This is a genomic window from Rhodococcus maanshanensis NBRC 100610 (assembly GCF_001894865.1).
In the GTDB taxonomy this organism is placed as follows: Bacteria; Actinomycetota; Actinomycetes; order Mycobacteriales; family Mycobacteriaceae; genus Rhodococcus_G; species Rhodococcus_G maanshanensis.
This window is the reverse complement of record NZ_BCXA01000013.1, coordinates 58881-76250: the sequence shown is the minus strand read 5'-3', so window position 1 is coordinate 76250 and position 17370 is coordinate 58881. Positions and strand designations below refer to the sequence as shown.

General features: G+C 68.1%; 19 protein-coding genes. 5 read left to right on the top strand and 14 right to left on the bottom strand.

All coding sequences use genetic code 11. The annotated features are described in order from the left end of the window. Window positions 1–3: 3 nt before the first annotated feature. The 6 genes from RM1_RS07385 to RM1_RS07360 form a co-directional block, all read right to left on the bottom strand. Window positions 4–1155 carry a serine hydrolase domain-containing protein gene (locus tag RM1_RS07385; RefSeq protein WP_083576584.1) on the bottom strand — a complete coding sequence of 384 codons (1152 nt, stop codon included), beginning with the start codon at window positions 1153–1155 and terminating at the stop codon, window positions 4–6. A gap of 65 nt (window positions 1156–1220) precedes the next feature. After that, on the bottom strand, window positions 1221–1808 hold the full coding sequence (locus RM1_RS07380; protein WP_027502635.1) for an HdeD family acid-resistance protein: 588 nt from the start codon (window positions 1806–1808) through the stop codon (window positions 1221–1223). 94 nt (window positions 1809–1902) lie between these two features. Then, window positions 1903–2952 (bottom strand): non-homologous end-joining DNA ligase, encoded by a 1050-nt coding sequence (gene ligD, locus RM1_RS07375; RefSeq protein ID WP_072750683.1) that lies wholly within the window; start codon window positions 2950–2952, stop codon window positions 1903–1905. After that, on the bottom strand, window positions 2952–3998 hold the full coding sequence (locus RM1_RS07370) for an ATP-dependent DNA ligase (protein WP_072750682.1): 1047 nt from the start codon (window positions 3996–3998) through the stop codon (window positions 2952–2954). The genes ligD and RM1_RS07370 overlap by 1 nt, the downstream gene beginning before the upstream one ends. 74 nt (window positions 3999–4072) lie before the next feature. After that, window positions 4073–4840, bottom strand: a complete 768-nt coding sequence (locus RM1_RS07365) for an alpha/beta fold hydrolase (protein ID WP_083576583.1) — start codon at window positions 4838–4840, stop codon at window positions 4073–4075. 107 nt (window positions 4841–4947) lie between these two features. Beyond that, window positions 4948–5160, bottom strand: coding sequence for a dodecin (locus tag RM1_RS07360; RefSeq protein WP_027502639.1), 213 nt, complete (start codon window positions 5158–5160; stop codon window positions 4948–4950). Between the two features lie 132 nt (window positions 5161–5292). On the opposite strand from RM1_RS07360, the gene lppU reads away from it, so the two are divergent. Further along, entirely contained in the window at window positions 5293–5865 is a 573-nt protein-coding gene (gene lppU / locus RM1_RS07355; RefSeq protein ID WP_072750681.1) for an LppU family putative lipoprotein, read from the top strand. Between the two features lie 6 nt (window positions 5866–5871). Here lppU and RM1_RS07350 read toward each other — a convergent pair whose 3' ends face one another. Further along, a complete protein-coding gene (locus RM1_RS07350) occupies window positions 5872–6936 on the bottom strand; it encodes a magnesium and cobalt transport protein CorA (RefSeq protein ID WP_425528711.1) in 1065 nt (354 codons plus the stop codon). A 429-nt stretch (window positions 6937–7365) separates the two neighbouring features. Here RM1_RS07350 and RM1_RS07345 point away from each other — a divergent pair, with 429 nt between their 5' ends. Beyond that, window positions 7366–8259, top strand: a complete 894-nt coding sequence (locus RM1_RS07345) for an Ig-like domain-containing protein (protein WP_072750679.1) — start codon at window positions 7366–7368, stop codon at window positions 8257–8259. 268 nt (window positions 8260–8527) lie between these two features. Here RM1_RS07345 and RM1_RS07340 read toward each other — a convergent pair whose 3' ends face one another. The 7 genes from RM1_RS07340 to RM1_RS07310 form a co-directional block, all read right to left on the bottom strand. Next, entirely contained in the window at window positions 8528–8845 is a 318-nt protein-coding gene (locus RM1_RS07340) for a hypothetical protein (RefSeq protein WP_143069473.1), read from the bottom strand. A gap of 77 nt (window positions 8846–8922) precedes the next feature. Continuing rightward, window positions 8923–9591 (bottom strand): signal peptidase I, encoded by a 669-nt coding sequence (locus RM1_RS07335; RefSeq protein ID WP_072750677.1) that lies wholly within the window; start codon window positions 9589–9591, stop codon window positions 8923–8925. Beyond that, window positions 9588–10142 (bottom strand): hypothetical protein, encoded by a 555-nt coding sequence (locus RM1_RS07330; protein WP_072750676.1) that lies wholly within the window; start codon window positions 10140–10142, stop codon window positions 9588–9590. Before RM1_RS07330 ends, RM1_RS07335 begins: the two co-directional genes overlap by 4 nt. 5 nt (window positions 10143–10147) lie before the next feature. Continuing rightward, entirely contained in the window at window positions 10148–10669 is a 522-nt protein-coding gene (locus RM1_RS07325) for an alternate-type signal peptide domain-containing protein (RefSeq protein WP_245816118.1), read from the bottom strand. A 72-nt stretch (window positions 10670–10741) separates the two neighbouring features. Next, window positions 10742–12487, bottom strand: a complete 1746-nt coding sequence (locus tag RM1_RS26595; protein ID WP_072750674.1) for a signal peptidase I — start codon at window positions 12485–12487, stop codon at window positions 10742–10744. 28 nt (window positions 12488–12515) lie between these two features. Next, window positions 12516–13070, bottom strand: coding sequence for a SipW-dependent-type signal peptide-containing protein (locus RM1_RS07315; RefSeq protein WP_072750673.1), 555 nt, complete (start codon window positions 13068–13070; stop codon window positions 12516–12518). Between the two features lie 263 nt (window positions 13071–13333). Beyond that, window positions 13334–13855 carry an alternate-type signal peptide domain-containing protein gene (locus tag RM1_RS07310; protein ID WP_072750672.1) on the bottom strand — a complete coding sequence of 174 codons (522 nt, stop codon included), beginning with the start codon at window positions 13853–13855 and terminating at the stop codon, window positions 13334–13336. Window positions 13856–14408: 553 nt separating this feature from the next. On the opposite strand from RM1_RS07310, the gene RM1_RS07305 reads away from it, so the two are divergent. From RM1_RS07305 to RM1_RS07295, 3 genes are read left to right on the top strand one after another with little or no spacing between them, the layout of a single operon-like run. Beyond that, window positions 14409–15074, top strand: coding sequence for a response regulator (locus RM1_RS07305; RefSeq protein WP_072750671.1), 666 nt, complete (start codon window positions 14409–14411; stop codon window positions 15072–15074). Further along, the gene (locus tag RM1_RS07300) at window positions 15035–16258 is read left to right on the top strand and encodes a sensor histidine kinase (protein WP_245816116.1); all 1224 of its coding nucleotides are present in this window, start codon (window positions 15035–15037) and stop codon (window positions 16256–16258) included. Before RM1_RS07305 ends, RM1_RS07300 begins: the two co-directional genes overlap by 40 nt. After that, window positions 16255–17295: a DUF8320 family protein gene (locus RM1_RS07295; protein ID WP_083576580.1), complete on the top strand. Its 1041-nt coding sequence runs from the start codon at window positions 16255–16257 to the stop codon at window positions 17293–17295. Before RM1_RS07300 ends, RM1_RS07295 begins: the two co-directional genes overlap by 4 nt. Window positions 17296–17370 lie beyond the last annotated feature (75 nt).

Sequence of the window (17370 nt, the reverse complement as noted above, 5' to 3'; positions counted from 1 at the left end):
GCACTAGCGACCGCGCACCGTCTTCTGCGCCACCGCGCCGAGCCGGGCCAAGCGCAGGTCGCCGAGCGCGGTCATCGCGTTGCCCATCCGATTGGTGACGAAACCGAGGGCGAGGCCGGTCTCCGGGTCCGCATACGCCCCCGACCCCCCGACCCCGTAGTGGCCGAACGCGGCCCTCGGCTGGGACCGGTTCGCGACGAACACCGGGTGATAGCCGAGCCGCCAGTTGACCCTGGCGCCGAGCACGTAGTCGCGTCCGAAGGTCTGCACCTCGCCCATCCGCTCGATGGTGTCGGAGGAGAGGAAGCGCCTGCCGTCGATGACGCCGTCGTTCGCGATCGCCGCGTACATCTTCGCGAGTGCACGCGAGGTGAACACGCCGTTCCAGCCCGGCATCACCGCGTCGTGCACGATCGGGTCGCGAACCAGCTCGTCGAAGCCCTCCGGCATGCCCGCCTCCGCGAGTCCGTTGAACGGGCGCAGCCGCGTCATCACCGAGGAGGCCACGCCCCAGGACACCGCACCGGGGCTGAGGTGCGGGAACAGCTTCGCGATCCGATGCCGGTGCTCGGGCGGCACCCGGTACCAGAACTCCTCGACGCCGAGCGGCTCCGCGATCTCGGCGCGCACCACCTCGGTGAAGCCGCGGCCGGTCACCCGCGCCACCGTCTCGGCGACGATCCATCCGTAGGTGACCGCGTGGTACCCGGGACCGCTGAGCCGACGCGGGTCCGGCCGCGCCGCGGCGAGCGCGGCGACCACGCGGTCGTAGTCGAGGAGCCCGGTCTTGCCCGGGACCAGGCCCCGGACCCGGTGCAGGCCCGCCCGGTGGGTGAGCATGTCCCGGATCGTGATCCGCTCCTTGCCCGCCGAGGCGAACTCCGGCCAGTAGGTCGCCACCGGTTCGTCGTAGTCGACGACACCTCTGTCGGCGAGCCGGTGCAGCACCGTGCTCGCCACACCCTTGCCGGTGGAGAAGGACAACGCGACGGTGTCGCGCCGCCAGCGACGGTCACGGTCCGCCCAACCGGCCCAGATGTCGAGCACCAGTTCGCCGTTCACATAGGCGGTCAGCGCTCCGCCGCCGTTGTTCGGCTGCCGGTACATCGCGAAGAACCGATCGGCCAACGGCAGGAATCGGGCGTCGACGTGCATCTCGGTCGGTGCGCTCCCGTCGCCAACGGACGGACGGGAGCGACCGCCACGCCTACTCACGGCCGTCAGACCACTCCCGCGCGCTTGGCGGCGGAGCGGAGCTGGAATGCACCGGCCACGAACACGATTCCGAAGATGATGGCGAAGAAGCCGACCAGCCAGACGAGGCTACTGACGCCCTCGACCGGGAAGATGACCAGCAGCAGCCCGAACAGGACCGCGAGGATGCCCGCGACCAGGAGCCACACCCACTGTCCGCCCACGGATTTCACCTTGAACGAGCCCATGATCTCGAGGATGCCGACCAGGATCGCCCAGAAGCCGATCACGTACACGGCAACCAGCACGGTGACCTCGGGCCACGCGAATGCCACGACACCGGCGGCCACGGACACGATGCCGCCGATCAGCCACCACACCCAGCCGGTGACGATCTTGCGCGCCTGGATCGACCGGACCACCTCGACGAGGCCGTCGACGATCGCGTACACGCCGAACACGACCACCATCGCCCACACGGTCACGCCCGGCCAGACCAGCGCAACGATGCCGAAGAGGACGGCGAAGATGCCGCGGATGAGCAGCAGCCACCAGATGTCCTTGCCGATCTGCAGCATTGCCTCGTTGCTGTCAACGATAGGGTTCTCCGTCATCGCATCCTCCGATGCTCGTGGCTTGCCTGAACAGCTGATTCGGAGCCTAATACCTCGTGCTCGAAGTCTCTCGATGATTCAAGCCGGCGTGACGCTACTTCCGGTCCCTGTCCTTGCTCGGCTGCACCCGCTTCGGTTCGCCCGGCATCTTCGGGTACTGCGGCGGATACGGCATGTCGCCCAACCCGTTCGCCGCGTCCCGCTCCGCCATCTCCAGCAGCGCGTCCAGCGAGTACGCGACATCGTCGATCCGGGCGGCCGGGTCGCCGCGCCTGCCCACCAGTTCGGGCACGGTGGCGATGGTGAAGTCGTCCGGCTCGACGTCCGGCAGTTCCGCCCAGGTGACCGGGGTCGACACCGTGGCCCGAGGCGTCTTGCGGACCGAATAGGCCGATGCGACGGTCTTGTCCCTGGCCGTCTGGTTGAAGTCGATGAAGATCCGTTCGCCGCGTTCCTCTTTCCACCACGCGGTGGTCACGCGTGCGGGGTCGCGGCGCTCGATCTCCCTGGCCACCGCGATGGCCGCGCGGCGCACCTCGATGAAGTCCCACTGCGGTTCGATCCGCACGTAGACGTGGATCCCGCGGCCGCCGGAGGTCTTCGGGAACCCGACCAGCCCCAATTCGTCGAGCAGCGGCGCGACGATGTCCACCGCGACGGCCCTGGCCTCCTCGAACCCGGTGCCCGGCTGCGGATCCAGGTCGATACGCAGCTCGTCGGGCCGGTCCGGGTCGGTACACCGCACCGGCCACGGGTGGAAGGTGACGTTGCCCATCTGTGCCGCCCAGACGATGTCGGCGGCGTGCCGCACCCGCAGCGCGTCGGCCGTGCGGCCGTTGGGGTTGGTGACCGTGCAGGTGTCCAGGTACTCGGGGCGCTTGGCGGGCAGTCGCTTCTGGTAGATCTCCTCGCCCTCGATGCCGTCCGGGAAGCGTTGCAGGTGGGTGGGCCGGTCCCGGAGGGCGGTCATGATCCCGGACCGCCCGCCGTCGAAAAGGGCGATGGTCCGGTAGTACTCGACCAGGTCACGCTTGCTGCCACCCTCGGCACCGAGCTGAGGGAAGTAGATCTTGTCGGGACTCGAGAGCCGGACCGCGATGCCGTCCACGTCCAGTTCCAGCGCCGGGGCCTTCGCCGCCGCCATCAGTCCTCCCCCGCCAACACATCGCTCAGGTCGTAGCGCACAGGGACCTCCAGTTGCTCGTAGGTGCATTCGTGCGCCTCACGGTCGGGGCGCCAGCGCAGGAACCGCGCGGCGTGCCGCAGGCGGTCGCCCTCCATCTGGTCGTAGGCCACCTCCACCACCAGCTCGGGACGCAGTGGCACCCACTGGCGGTCCTTTCCCGCCGACCATCGGCTGGCCTCGCCGTCGTACACCACGTCCTCACCCTCGCGGTAGGGCTGCAGCAGCTCGAGCATCTCGATCCGCTTGGCCGCGGTGAACGCGGAGGCCCCGCCGATCATGTGCAGCTCGTCGCCGTCGTAGAGACCCAGCAGCATGGATCCGATACCCGGCTGGCTCTTGTGCGGCCGGTACCCGATCACCACGCAATCCGCGGTCCGCGCATGCTTGACCTTGATCATCTCGCGCTTGTTCGGAAGATAGTGCCCGGCAAGCTTCTTCGCGACCACACCGTCGAGCCCGGCGCCCTCGAAGGCATGGAACCACTCCTCGGCGAGCCCGGCGTCGGTGGTGGCGGTGGTGACGTGGCAGGACGGTCCGCCGCCGACATGGTCGAGCAGGATGTCGCGACGCTCGCCGAACGGCCGCTTCGTCAGGTCGTCGTCCCCCAGCGCGAGCATGTCGAATCCGATCAGCTGCGACGGAGTCTGCTCGGCCAGCAGGCTGACCCGACTCTCGGCCGGGTGGATCCGTTCCGACAACGCCTCCCAGTCCAGCCGGGTGCGGCCGTCGACCTCGCGCGGCACCACCAGCTCCCCGTCGAGCACGCAACGGACGGGCAGCTCGGCCCGTACCGCCGCGATCATCTCGGGAAAGTAGCGGCCAAGGTCCTTTCCGCTACGGGAGCTCAGGACCACCTCGTCGCCGTCGCGAAAGGCGATGGCGCGGAATCCGTCCCATTTCGGCTCGTAGGACCACACCGGCTCCTCGCCGTCGGGCTGCGTCGGGACCGCAGGGGCGGCCTTCGCCAGCATCGGTTGCAGGGGCGGGGTCAGCGGCAGCTCCACGCACCCATACTTGCGCACCGGGCCGGTATTGGCGAGGGAACTCGCCCTGGCTGCCGCCGATCCTCCAGGAGTCGTCATGCGCCGCGCACCCGTCGGATCGGCGCCATCGTCGGCACCGGATCGGTGGTCAGGAAGTCCAGGATGATCCGGTCGCAGAGTTCGGGCTTCTCCACCAGCAGGCCGTGCGAGGTGCCCGGCACCACCGCCAGCTCGGCATCGGGCAGGCCGCGGTACAGCGCGAGGGCGTGCTCGAGGGTCACCTCGTCGTCGTCGCCGACCATCACCAGCGTCCGGCCGGTGACCCGCCGCAGGTCGTGCGCGGTCAGCGTCGGCTCCTCGAGGTGCATCCGGTTCAGCTTCCCTGCAACGACCTGGTAGTGCCCGGCACCGTCCGGCGACACCTCGGCGTACATGTCCGCGAGGAAGGCGGGCGATGGCTGGTCCGCATCCACGACCCCCGGCGCCCAGCCGTCCCGGTGGAAGACGCCCGCAACACATACCAGCCGCCGGACCAGGTCGGGCCTGCGCAGGGCCACCAGCAGGGCCACGGTGGCGCCGTCACTGCAGCCGAGCAGATGGACAGGCGCGCCGGGAACCGATTCGAGGAACGCGATGGTGTCCTCGGCCATCAGGTCGAAGGTGATGGGGCCTGGGGCGTCGGGCGTGTGTCCATGCCCCCGACGCTCGGGGGTGAACAGCCGAAAGCGGCGGGCCAACCCGTCGATGTTCGGCCCGAAGGCGCGCGCATCGACACCGCCCGGGTGCAGCAGCACGAGCGGCTCGCCCTCGCCGTGCTCGTCGTACCAGGTGTTCAGGTCCCCCAGCCGCACATATCCCGCCACCGCCTGCCTCCCGCTTGGTCATGGTCACGGCACTGCCGTGGACAGCATTGCCGTAACTATGACCCCGCGGGGAGCCGGAACTCATCGGTCGGCGCGCGGGCACCCGCTCATTCGGCGTCGAGCCGGAACCCGAGTTTGAGGGTCACCTGGACGTGCCCGATGGCGCCGTCCACGATGTGCCCCCTGGTGCCAACCACTTCGAACCACTCGAGATTGCGGACGGTCGAACTCGCTCGGGCCACTGCCTGCGCGATGGCGTCGTCGATCCCCTTGCTCGAGGAACCCACGACCTCGGTGACGCTGTAGACGTGATCGCTCATCGGTCTTCCTCACTCGTCGGTGACGGAAACTCCCCGACCAGCGTATGGCGGCCCCACCGGCGGCGGGAGTGTTTCCCGGTGCCCGACGGGACGACCTGCGGCCGGACCGGCGGCGGGTGCTCTAATTGCCGTATGACGAACAACCGCCTCAAACGCGGACTCGCCGCCGCGGGACTGACGCTCGCCGCCCTCTCGCTCGGTGCCTGCGGCAGCGAGGTCACCGGTCGGGCGATACCCGAGGCAGGCAGCGTCGCGTCCGACACCCTCTTGCCGGATGTACCGCGGGCGGACGCCGGGGGCAGCGTCGACATCGACGTCGAGATCGGCGAGTGCGTCGAGCTGAGCGGCACCGTCGACGACGCGAACGTGGTGAAGGCCCCCTGCGGCATGGCCCCTGCGAATTACAAGGTGATCGGGAAGGCGCCGACCAACGCACAGTGCGTGAGCGACGCAGACTCCTACTACTACGAGACCCTGATGGGCAACGAGCAGGGCGCGCTCTGCCTCGACATCGACTGGGTGGTCGGTGGGTGCATGGAGCTGGCCGACGATCAGCCCACCCACATCGACTGCGCGGCCCCCTCCCGTGAGGGTGTCAGGGTGGCGGAGATCATCACCGACGTCACCGACGTCGAGAAGTGCTCCACCCCTAGTGGATTCGTCTACGACGAGCGCAGGTTCGCGGTCTGCACGGACGACCTGTAGCCGCCGCTAGAGCCAGCCGCGGCGTTTGAAGATCGTGTACAGGGTGATACAGGTGAGCGCCATCATCAGCAGCGCCATCGGATATCCGCCCACCCAGTGCAGTTCCGGCATGCTGTCGAAGTTCATGCCGTAGACGGTGCCGATCAGGGTGGGGGCGAACAGGATTGCCGCCCACGCGGATACCTTCTTGATCTCCTCGTTCTGCGCGTAGCTGGCCTGGGTGAGCGCCGACATCTCCTCGTTCTGGGTCTGCGACACCAGGGTCGCGTTCACCGTGAGGATGTTGCCGAGCAGCTGCCGGAACCCGTCCGCCCGCTCGACCACCGTGGTGGCGTGGTCGGTGACGTCGCGCAGGTACTTCTGCAGTTCCTCGTCGGTGTTGTACTTCTCGAAGCCTGCGGACAGCCCCCGCAGCATGTCGAGCAGCGGCTTGGTGGCGCGCTGGAACTCGATGACCTCGCGGGAGAGTTCGTAGATGCGTCGCGACACCTTCGGGTCGCCGCTGAAGACCTCGGTCTCGATCTCGTCGATGTCGTTCTGCAGTCCGGCGACGACCGGGGCGTACCCGTCGACCACCGCGTCCAGGATCGCGTAGAGCACCGCCTCCGGACCGAGCTTGAGCAGCTCCGGGTCGTTCTCCATTCGTCTGCGCACCGCGGACAGGTCCGGCGATTCGCTGTGCCGCACCGTGATCACGAACGTCGGGCCGCAGAAGACGTGCAGTTCGCCGAAGTCGACCCGCTCGGACTCGTCCAGGTAGCGGGCGGCGCGCAGCACCACGAACAGGGTGTCACCGTAGCGCTCGAGCTTGGGTCGCTGATGCGCGACGATGGCGTCCTCGACCGCCAGCTCGTGCAGCCCGAACTGCTTGGCGGCGGCCTGGAGCTGCTCCTCGTCCGGACGGTACATCCCGATCCACGCCATGGACGTCTCGTCGGGAAGGCTGCGCAGCGCCTCGGCCAGGCTGGCGGGGGTCTCGATCCGGGCGCCGTCGCGGTAGACCGCGCTGTTGACCACGCTTGCCTCCACCGGCATCACCGCCAGGGTGGGCGGCGTCGGGTGCGGTGCCATCGAATGCTCGGGGACGATCAGATCGCTCGAGGGGTTGGCGGATCGGCTGGGGAGCAGCGGACGGAAGGATCGCTTTTCACGCATGAGGGCGGCTTTCGCATGAGTCGGATGCACGGACGCGTGCCGCGGACTGGAGCGGCGCGAGTGTGATCGGAGAAGTCGCCTGGCGTGGGCAGGGGTGCCCGACGGGGGGCTAGCGGCGACTTCGGTAGGTACTCGGAGGTTGGCTCTTCACGGCAAGCCACACCTCCTCTTCCCTCGACTCTTTCGGACCCCGATACCTTACTCCCCCGAGCGAGCCCCCGGTACACGTCGCTCATTTCGGCCCTCCCGGACGGCACGACCTGCACACTTGTCCTGCGTTCGGCGGACAAGATTGTTTAACCGAAACTGAACGCTTGGGTCACACGCCCCGTTAGGCTCCGCGCCATGACGACAACCATCAGCGCACCCGGCGGCCTCAAGCGGCTGACCACTGCCTTTGGCGGCGCGATTCTTGCACTGTTTCTGGCAGCGTTCGGTGCACTGGTGATGCCCACCGCCGCGCACGCCGACCCCGCTTCCCTGCAGTATTCGGCGGACAACTCGACCTGGGGCGACATGTCCCTGATCCCGGACTTCCAGGGCGAGCTGATCCCCGGTGGCGAACTCACCACCACGTTCTACGCCAAGAACACGACCAGCCAGGGCGGCACCCTGCAGGTGTACCTCGGGAACTGGACGAAGTCCGCCCCGGACATGCAGGCGTACGTGCGCGTGGAGGTCAACGACGCCAGCGGCGCCATCGTGGACCTCACCAACAACCTGGCGGCCCCTGGCACCGAGCTGCAGTCGACCCATCTCAGCCCCGGGCAGACCGCCAAGGTGATGCTGGTGGTCGGCATGCCCGCCACCGCTGGCAACGAGTCGCAGAACCAGTCGGTCAACCCGGACTTCGCCCTCGACTTCGAGCTCGACGCCGCCGCGGTCGCGACCACCACCACGCTGACCGGACCGGCCACCGCCAACTCCACCACCGCGTTCGAGCTGACCGCGACCGTGGCCCCTGCCGGCGCAACGGGCACCGTCCAGTTCAAGGACAACGGCGCCAGCATCGGTAACCCGGTGCCGCTGACCAACGGTGTCGCGAAGCGCACGCAGATCCTCACCACCGCAGGCGCGCACAGCATCACGGCCGTCTACAACGGCGCCGACGGCTTCATCGCCTCCACCTCCGAGGTGCTCACGGTCACCGTCACCACCACCCCGGTCGAGCCGGGCACCGGCTCCGCCGGATCGTCCTCCGGCTCGCTCGGCGATCTGGGCAGCATCTTCGGCTCGTAATCGACTGCAGCACCAACGGAAGCGCCCCCCACCGCAACGGTGGGGGGGCGTTTTCGTGTGTGCACTACTCCGGTGCGCCCCCGCGTCCGGCAAGGCGCGGCAGCACACACCTCCTCCCACCGTCACACGCCCATTCGGAGCCCAACGGCTGTGTGATGGCATCAAAGAGTGTGTGTCAGACCCGGTCTCGCGCGGCACGCCCACACGGTCCGGGAACGCAGAAGGCCGCCGATGGGATGTTCCCGTCGACGGCCTTCGTGCGTGCCTGTTACCCGATCAGTGCCGCGATCTCAGCGGGAACCGCCGCCGACTTCGGGTCGACCGCGGTCTTCGCCCAGCCACCGGACCCGCCGACGCGGTACAGCGCGTCGGACTCGATGATCCACAGCTCGTCCGAGCCGGCGGCCCACTGCACCATGGCCTTCTTGCCCACCGCGGTGCTGAACACCGTTGCCCCGGAGGCGTCGGACACCACAGCCTGGCCGGAACTCACCTGCGCCGCATATGTTCCCGAGGAGGACTTGTTCGCGATGGCCAGGCCGCCGGACCGGGCAACCACGGGCCGTCCGATTTCCCAGCCCTCCATGTCGCCCACGCGACTCCGGGAACGCAAAAGGCCGTCGACGGGATGTTCCCGTCGACGGCCTCCAGCAAGAGATGGCGTCACCGACTTGATCCGCCATGTGTTCGACGGTGGCCAGACCTTGGTACCGCGGCGCCGGGATCCACGGCTTGGAGCACGACGGTATCGGCGTCGTCCGTGTCGACGTCGGGCTCATCGTCGCCGGGCCGGCTCCGTTCCCGGATGGCCCCGACGAACATGAAGCCGGCATAGACAAAGAGCCCGCCGACCACGATCGTGATCATCAGCGCCCGCTGCTTGCCCGTGATCAGGCTGTTGACGTACCCCATGTAGGGCACGCTGTACCAGACCTTGCCCCGAACCTGCTCCGGGACAATGGGATTGTCCGGCGACGGGTTCGCGTCGCCCTGGGTGACGAAGGTCGTCTGACCCTGAGAGTTCTGCCGCACCATGATGATCCTGTGGGTGACCACCTCGGGGTTCCCGGACTCCTTCTGGAAGGTGATCGCGTCGCCCGCCGTCAGCTGAGCCGGATCCTGCGGCTTGACCACGATCAGCGTGCCGGGAGGGTAGGTGGGCCGCATCGAGCCGGTGAGCACGGTGTAGGGCGTCGACCCGGTCAGTCGGGGGATGACGATTGTCAGCGCGAGGATCGCCACGACCACCAGGAGCAGCAGCCAGGAGACGATGCTCTTGACCCACCCCCACGGGCTGGTGTCCTGGTCGCCGCCCTGCACCGCATGGCTCATCGGGATTCGGCCGCGAACGTGAACGTCACCGACGTGCTGGCGCTGTGCGGCGCGTCGGCCCCGATGGTGGCACGCATGCACAGCACCTCGCCGGCGCCCGGCTCCACCGAGCGCCACTGCGGCGCGGTCGGTGCCTGTGCCCCGATCATCGGGCCGTTGTAGAGCTGAGTGGCACCGGCGGGGTCACCCTGCGCGGGGCAGGAGGCCTCGGATGCGACCGCGGAGACGGTGAGCGTCATCGGCATGGCGGTCGAGGACTGTGCGGCGTTCTGCAGCCTGTACTTCATCAGCACGTTGCCGGAGTTGTGGATCGGCACCGGCGCCTGGGCGTATCCGCCAGGCATCAGGTTCGCCCCTGCGAGAGCGGTGAATGGATAGTCGGTCGTGCCGCCCTGGCCAACCGACAGGTCCAGGATGCCCGAGTGAATCGTGGCACCGTCACCGACGGCTACCGACTTGCTCCACAGCGCGCCTGTTTGTTGGGCCGACATCAGCGCAACCCCGACGACAGCGGCGCCGCCGATTGCCAACCAACGAGTCTTGTTCGACATCGCGACTACACCTGCTTCAGAGTGACGTTGAAGTTGGACAAATTGATCTGTGCGGTCTGCGCGACGGCGCTCGGGGTCGTCGGCTGGAAGGTGAACATCACTTTCACGTCAACGATCTTCCCGTTCTGCGCCGGGGTGATGACCGCGCCCCCTGCGCCCGACGGAAGCGATGCCCCGTTGATTGTCGCGGTGACCGAAGTGGTCATCGCGGCCTTGAGCGCAGGGTCGCCGGTGATGCTGGCACCATCCACAGCGAGGTTTGCCCGCAGGTTGGTGCCCGTTGCCGTGATCTTGAAGCTCCCCATGTAGGTGACGGTGTCGCCGGGCACCGCTCGGAAGTCGGTGATGGCGATCGAGCCGTGCTGGTCCTTCCAGTTCGGCGTGCCGCTCTGGGTCAGGGCAAGGCTGCCCGAGCCCACCCCTCCGCCGCCGATCCCGCCGCCGCCGGTGAACGCAGCCATGCTGCCCGCGCCCCCGGCGAGCAGGACGGTCGCCGCCCCAGCTGCGATCGCCCCCTTCGTCCTCATGTTCATCTCGTGCTCAGCTTTCGTCGGACCCCTTGCAGGGCAGAGGAATACGGCAACATGACTCTGGGTCTCTTATTTTGCGACCAGTGCTGCGACCTCGGCCGGCACCGCGGCGGACGACGGGTCGACGTCCTTCTGGGAACCCGTGGCGGCGTCCACGACGGACAGCTTGCTGCCGTCGACGATCCAAAGCTGGTCCGAGTCGGCCGCCCACTGCACGACCGCCTTCTTGCCGACCGTGGTGCTGAACACCTGCGCACCGGACTTGTCGGTGATCGTCGCCGATGTGCCGCTCACCGCGGCCGCGTACTTGCCCGATGCCGAGGCGTTCCCCATGGCCAACTCGCCCGACGGGGCCTCGGGGGCCGCAGCGACCTCCTCGGTCGTCGTGGCCGGAGCCGGTGTCGTGGTTGTGGATTCCGCTGTGGTCGTCGACTTTTCGGCCGGGGTGGTGGTCGGTGCCGTCGTGGCGGTCGGGGCCGCGGCGGTGGTCGTGGTCGGCGCTGTAGTGGTGGTCGTGGCCGCCGCCGCGCTCGTGCTCGGCGTGGTCGTGCTCGTGGTGGTCGGGGCCGCGGACGTCGAGGTGGCCGTGGTCGAGGTCGCCGTAGTCGAGGTCGCCGTGGTCGTGCTCGGCGCCGTCGTCGACGGGGCGGGCGCGGCCATCCGTGCCGCCATGGTGTCGGTGCCGCCGCCACTCGGGGCGGCGAACGACGTCTGGTCGCCGCCGCCGGTGTGGGCGCCGTTGCACCAGGCGCTCCAAATAGTGCTTGAATAGATACGTTCGCCGATCCACGACGTGCCGGTCACGCCGTTGCGGATGGTCCGGACCTCGACGTACGAAGTCGCTGCGGTCTTGTAGATGTTGTTGTAGGTGCTGATGTTGAGGGTGACGGTATCGCCCTTGTTCGCCGGGATCGACGGTGCCACCGTACTGCTGTACGCGTTGATCAGCTGCACCTGGTAGGTGTATCCGGGACCGAGGTGCTTCCAACTCAGGGTCTGGCCGCTGTTGCCACCCCAGGTCGAACAGCCCAGGTACTGAGGCGCCGGGACGAGGGTGCTCCGCGAGGCGAACGAACTCGCGGCGCCGGCGGTGTCGGTGAACGCCGCACTGGTTCCTGCGGTCATCCCGACCAACGCGGTCAGGCCGAGCGCGCCTGCGGCCATCAGGGTCCGCGCAGGCATCCGACTACGCAGCGAGAAGCGCGGCGTGTGGAACTGTTCGGTCGGCGCCTCGAACTCGCTGTGTGCGTGCGTAACCGGCTGCTCGATCTCCTCGTGCGCACCAGGAGTTCCGCCGCCGGTGCCCGAATCCTCATCGTCGTCCCTGCGCCCCGAAGCGGGACGGAACGCCACCACCATGAGCCCACCTACGAACGCACCGCCGAGGAAGATCGCGAGCGGCGAAGACAGCCACGCCACCGCGTAGCCGAGGCCCGGGAGGCTGAAGAACACCCGGTCTGCCTCGGCGACGGTGTACGGGGAGATATCTGCGTCCTTGTTCGCGTCACCCTTGAGGATCAGCACCGAGGTGTCTCCGTTGGACGAAACAATTTCCTTGACGCGGTGGGTGATTCGGGTGCCCTGCTCATTGAGGACGCTGACCACGTCGCCGACCGCGAGGTCGGACGCGGGAACATTGTGCGAGAGGGCGAGCGAACCTGTGGTGATTTCCGGGGACATCGAGCCCGACCGGAAGATCAGCGGCTTGATACCGAAGAAGAACGATGCGGCGGCCGCAAGAACGCAGATCAGACCGGCGATTGCGCCGACGTTCAGTGCGATCTCACGACCGGTCCGTCCACGATCCGATTTCATCGGAGTTCCTTGAGTGGTCATGACGCGCTCACGCCGTCGTCGCGTTGAAGTTGAACGAGGTGTTCACCGTCTGGTTCTGCACATTCGTCGGAGCCGCCGGATCCAAGGTCACCTGGAAGCACAACGTCTCGGCACCCGTCGTCGCTGCCAATGGACGCGGGGTGGCGATCAGGTTCGCGCTGCCACCCGACACCAGAGCCACATTGTTCGCAATCACCGTGCCACCACTGCACACGGTCCCGTTCGAGGTACCCGTCGATACCGTCACCTTCAGGTGCGGAGCCAACACCGACGACGTCGCCGCAGCCGCCATCGTGTAGTTGAACGCCGTCGAACCCGTGTTCTGCACCGGCAATGTCGCCGCCACACTGTTACCCGGCATCATCCCGGTCTTCGTCAACGTCGCAAACGCGTACGCACCCGGATTGCCCTGCTGCCCATTGAGCTGCAGATCGATCGACCCCGTCGAGAACACACCCGACGTCGCCGTCGCCGTGTCGCTCCAGGCCGCCAGCGTCCCGATTGCACCGAGGCCCAACACGATCCCCAGCGACGCGATCGCGCGAGGCTTGCTTCCGGTCATCACAGATCGTGCCCGGGCACCCAGCCCCGACGGTGAACTCGAAACCTCATGACGAGACATTTGGCGTGCCTTTCCTGCTCTGCATAACGGGGCGCCACGGCGCGGGGAAGTCGTTGATGTGTGCGGCTGTGCCGACGCGGCGAACGCAGGTCACTCGACGTGTGGTCACCGCGAACCTGCAGGGCGTCGGTCGCCGGCCCGGGATCGGGCCGGCGACCGACGTGCCAGAGGCTGCTCATCCGAGGTGAGCAGGCAACTCCTGACTAGCTGTTCTGCTGCAGCTTGACATTGAAGTTGGCCAGGTTGACGGCCGCACCCTGGGCGGTGGTACCGGCGGTGGCATTGTTGAAGGTGAACGTCACCGCAACATCGACGATGTCGTTGTTGTTGCTCTCGGTGATAGCACCACCGGCAAGCGGCGCACCGTTCTTCGTCACGACGGTGCTCGGAGCCAGTGCCGAAATGAGGGCGGCGTCGCCCGTGATCGTGGAGGTGTCGGCCGTCAGGGTGGCGTTGAGGTTCTTACCTACGGCGCCGACCTTGAAGCTGGCGTTGTAGGTGATGACATCGCCAGGCACAGCCTTGAAGGTGGTGATGTCAACGGGGTTGCCGTTTTCCTTCCAGCCGGCCGGGGAGCCGTTCTGGGTCAGCGAGAGGGTACCGGAATTGACCGCGCCGCCGGCGACCGTCTGCGAGGAGTTCCAGGCGGCCATGGTGCCCGCGCCACCGGCGAGGAGGAGTGCGGCCGCGCCTGCGGCGATGGCGCCCTTGGTCTGCTTGTTCATGTAAGAGCTCAGCTTTCGTCGGACCCCCACAGGGGGTCAGGGAGAGTTGTGATCGGATCTGGTTACGTGCGCCCAGTCGAGTGGGCTCGGTTTCGGACATCCGTGCTCGTTCAGAGGGTCTCGACATCGCGAAGAGGTTCGCCGGTGAGGCCTGTCAGACCCGGTGACCGGTTCGCGATTGCATGTGTTTATCACAACGCCGCGCGGCATTTGTGCGCTTTCAGGTCATCCGTCCAAATGATCTTGAACAGTTGTCCAGACGCCATTCCTTAAACCCACTGAACGAGACAGATCCATCGTCTACCAGCGGGTATCCGTTACACGCGCCCCCAAAACTGTTGTCCCTCATTCGGCGGATACCGCCTCTCGAATCCAATACGTAACGTAATTTCACTTCGCATGGAATGGTGAATGCCGGTCGGGCCCACAAGCGTCGAGGCCGGCTGTTAACGTCGTCCCCGGCCTGCCCGATACCGCATTGGGCACGGTGCCGAGAACCCCCGGTGCGAGGAGCGCATTGACCGAGAATCCGTCGAACGCAGACCATCTCCCAGTGGCCGGACCGGGCCCGCGACGCGTCGGCATCGTCGAGGACCACGAATCCGTCGTGATGGGACTCGAGGCCATGCTGGCCGATCAGCCGGACCTGGTCATCGTCGCGTCGGCACCCACCGTGCCCGAACTGCTCGCGGTCGGCGCCGATCTGGATCTCGTGATCCTCGACCTTCGACTCTCCGACGGCTCGTCCCCCAAGACGAACGTGGAGCAACTACGGGCCGCCGGACTCGAGACGCTCGTGTTCACGGGAGCCGAGAATCCCTACCTGGTACGGCTCGCCGCCAAGGCCGGGGTCCTCGGCGTGCTGCGCAAATCGGAGCCGACCGCGACCGTCGTCGCCGCGATCACCGCCGCCGCGAACGGCGAGCAGGTGGTGACCACCGAATGGGCCGCCGCCATCGACGGAGACCCCGGCCTGCAGGACGTCGGCCTCAGTCCACGGCAACGAGATGTGCTCGCGCTCTATGCCTCTGGGGAGAAGGCCGCCCGCGTCGCCAGTCTGACCGGCCTGGCCCCGCACACCGTCAACGACTACCTGGCCAGGATCCGGGCCAAGTACGCCGAGGCAGGCAGGCCCGCCCGCACCAAGACCGATCTGTACAAGCGGGCGGTGGAGGACGGGTGGCTGCCACCACCGCTGCTGCACCCCGGCCGCCAGTGACAACACCGGCGGAGGGTCCGCGCCGCGAGTCGACCGATCACATCTCGCGCTTGGTCGCGCGGCTGATCAGCGCCGGCTACGCCGTCTACCTGATCCTGCTCTTGCCTGCCGTGACATCCATGGCGCCACGGATGGATGCCTGGTGGACTCCGGTGATCGTGGTCGTCGTGTACGGGTCGGGGCTGCTGCCCGGTGCGCTGTCGTTTCGCCGCGACACCCGACCGATGCGGATCGCCTCCGGTGTGGCGGCGATGGCCTTCCTGCTCGCTGTGTTCAGTTGGCCCCTGGCCTGGAACGGCCCACCGCTCCCGAGCGGCGAGATCCTGTGGTTGGCCACCTTCCCGGGTCTGGCCAGCCTCGCGGTCGTCTCTACGTGGCCGACATGGTTGATGTTCGCGCACTTGGTGATCGGGTGCGTCGCCGTACAGATCGTCAACTTCGCCGCACACGAGGACGCCCCAAGGGAACTGCTGCTCCCGGAGATCGCGTTTGCCATCATGTTCTGCACCCTCTTCGTCGGCGCGGCCGTGATGGCACTGCGCACCGGCCGGGTCCTCGATGCCACCACCGACTCAACCCATGCCGCGGCGGCCGCCGCGGCCGCGCGTCGCGCCCGCACCGTCGAACGGGAACGGTTCGACGCCCTCATCCACGACGGCGTGATGTCCACCCTGCTGGCCGCGTCGCGGCAGGGCGCGACGCCCGCGGTCAGCCGCCTCGCGACCACGACGCTCCGCCAGCTCGACGCCCTGCGCGACGACCAGGGCACGCAGGAGCACTTCGGCGGCGAGGAGGCCCTCTCCCTCCTCCGGGCCGCGGCGACCGAGGTGGACGAGGGAGTCGCCCTGCGGGCCGAAAGGCAGGATGGCGCACAGACTCTCACCATCCCTGCCGATACGGCCCGCGCTCTGGCCGCGGCACTGGCCGAGGCGCTGCGCAACAGCATGCGCCACGCGGGCGAGACCGCCACCCGCTCGGTGGAGGTCGCGGTGGCACGAACCGGGATCGCCGTCCTGGTCGCGGACGACGGCCGGGGCTTCGACCCCACCGCGGTGCCCGCACACCGACTCGGGGTGTCCGTGAGCATCCACGGGCGGATGCGTCAGCTCGACGGCGGGTTCGCCAGGATCGAGACCGCGCCGGGGGCGGGCACCCGGGTCCACCTGGCCTGGAGCACGTCGTGACCGACGCGGGCGGAACAAGGGACGTCCGCGAGCTGCTCGGGCTGCACACGCGCGGGGCGAAAGCGCTCGTCGCCGCCTATGTGCTGACCTTCCTGCTGGTCTCCCTCAGCTCGAGCCCGGGACCAGGTGCGGTGTGGGCGGAGCTGGCGGCCTGGCTCGTCGTCAGCGCAGGGGCGATCACCCTCGTCCGGATCGCGGGAGACCCGTTGCCGTTCCGCCCGGCGGTGGTACTGGCACTCGCCGGTCCGATCGCGCTCAACCTGGTGTTGTCCGTGGTTCCCGTCCCGGTCGACGGATTGCTGCAGACCTGGCCGCTCGGCGCGGGAACCGCGATCCTGGCCTACATGTGCGTGCGCGGTCGGATCGCGCTCGGCTGGCTCGGCATGGCAGCGATGCTCGGCAGCTGTGTGCTGTGGGCGATGCGCACCGGGCAGGGCGCCGGCTACGGCCTCGGCATGTCGGCGATCAACATGGCGCCACTGCTGATGGCCACCTTCGTCGCCTATACGGTCCGCCCGTCAGCGAAGGAGATCTTCGCGCTCCGTGAGCAGACCGTCCGGCGCATCGCCGCCGAGGCCGCCGACTCCGCGGTGCTCGACGAACGCGACCGGCAGCTACGGCGTCTCGACGAGCTGGCCAGGCCCCTGCTCGACCGGATCGCCACCGGCGGCGACCTCGACGAGGACGAGCGGATCGCCTGCCGGCTGCTCGAGGCGCACCTGCGCGACATTCTGCGCGCCCCTGGCCTTTCCGGACCCGTCGTGGCCGCCGCCGCACGGGCCGCCCGGGGCAGGGGCGTCGAGGTCGTCCTGCTCGACGACCGTGCGGTCGACGACGCGGGCGGAGCGCCCGACCGGTTCCTCGGCACGGTGGCGGCCGAGCTCGCCGCGGCCACCGACGGGGCGGTCACGGTGCGCGTGCTGCCGCCCGGTCGTTCGACGATGGCAACGATGCTCGCCAGCAGCGCCGACCTGGTTCGACGCACCGAGTTCGACCACGACGGCCACCCCGCGGGGGCCGAAGCTTCGCTCAGCTAACCGTGCCCCTCGTTTCACGGGCAGGAAACTGCCGTCTCGGCAGATCACGTCGCACCCCATAGCCTCGATCCGCAA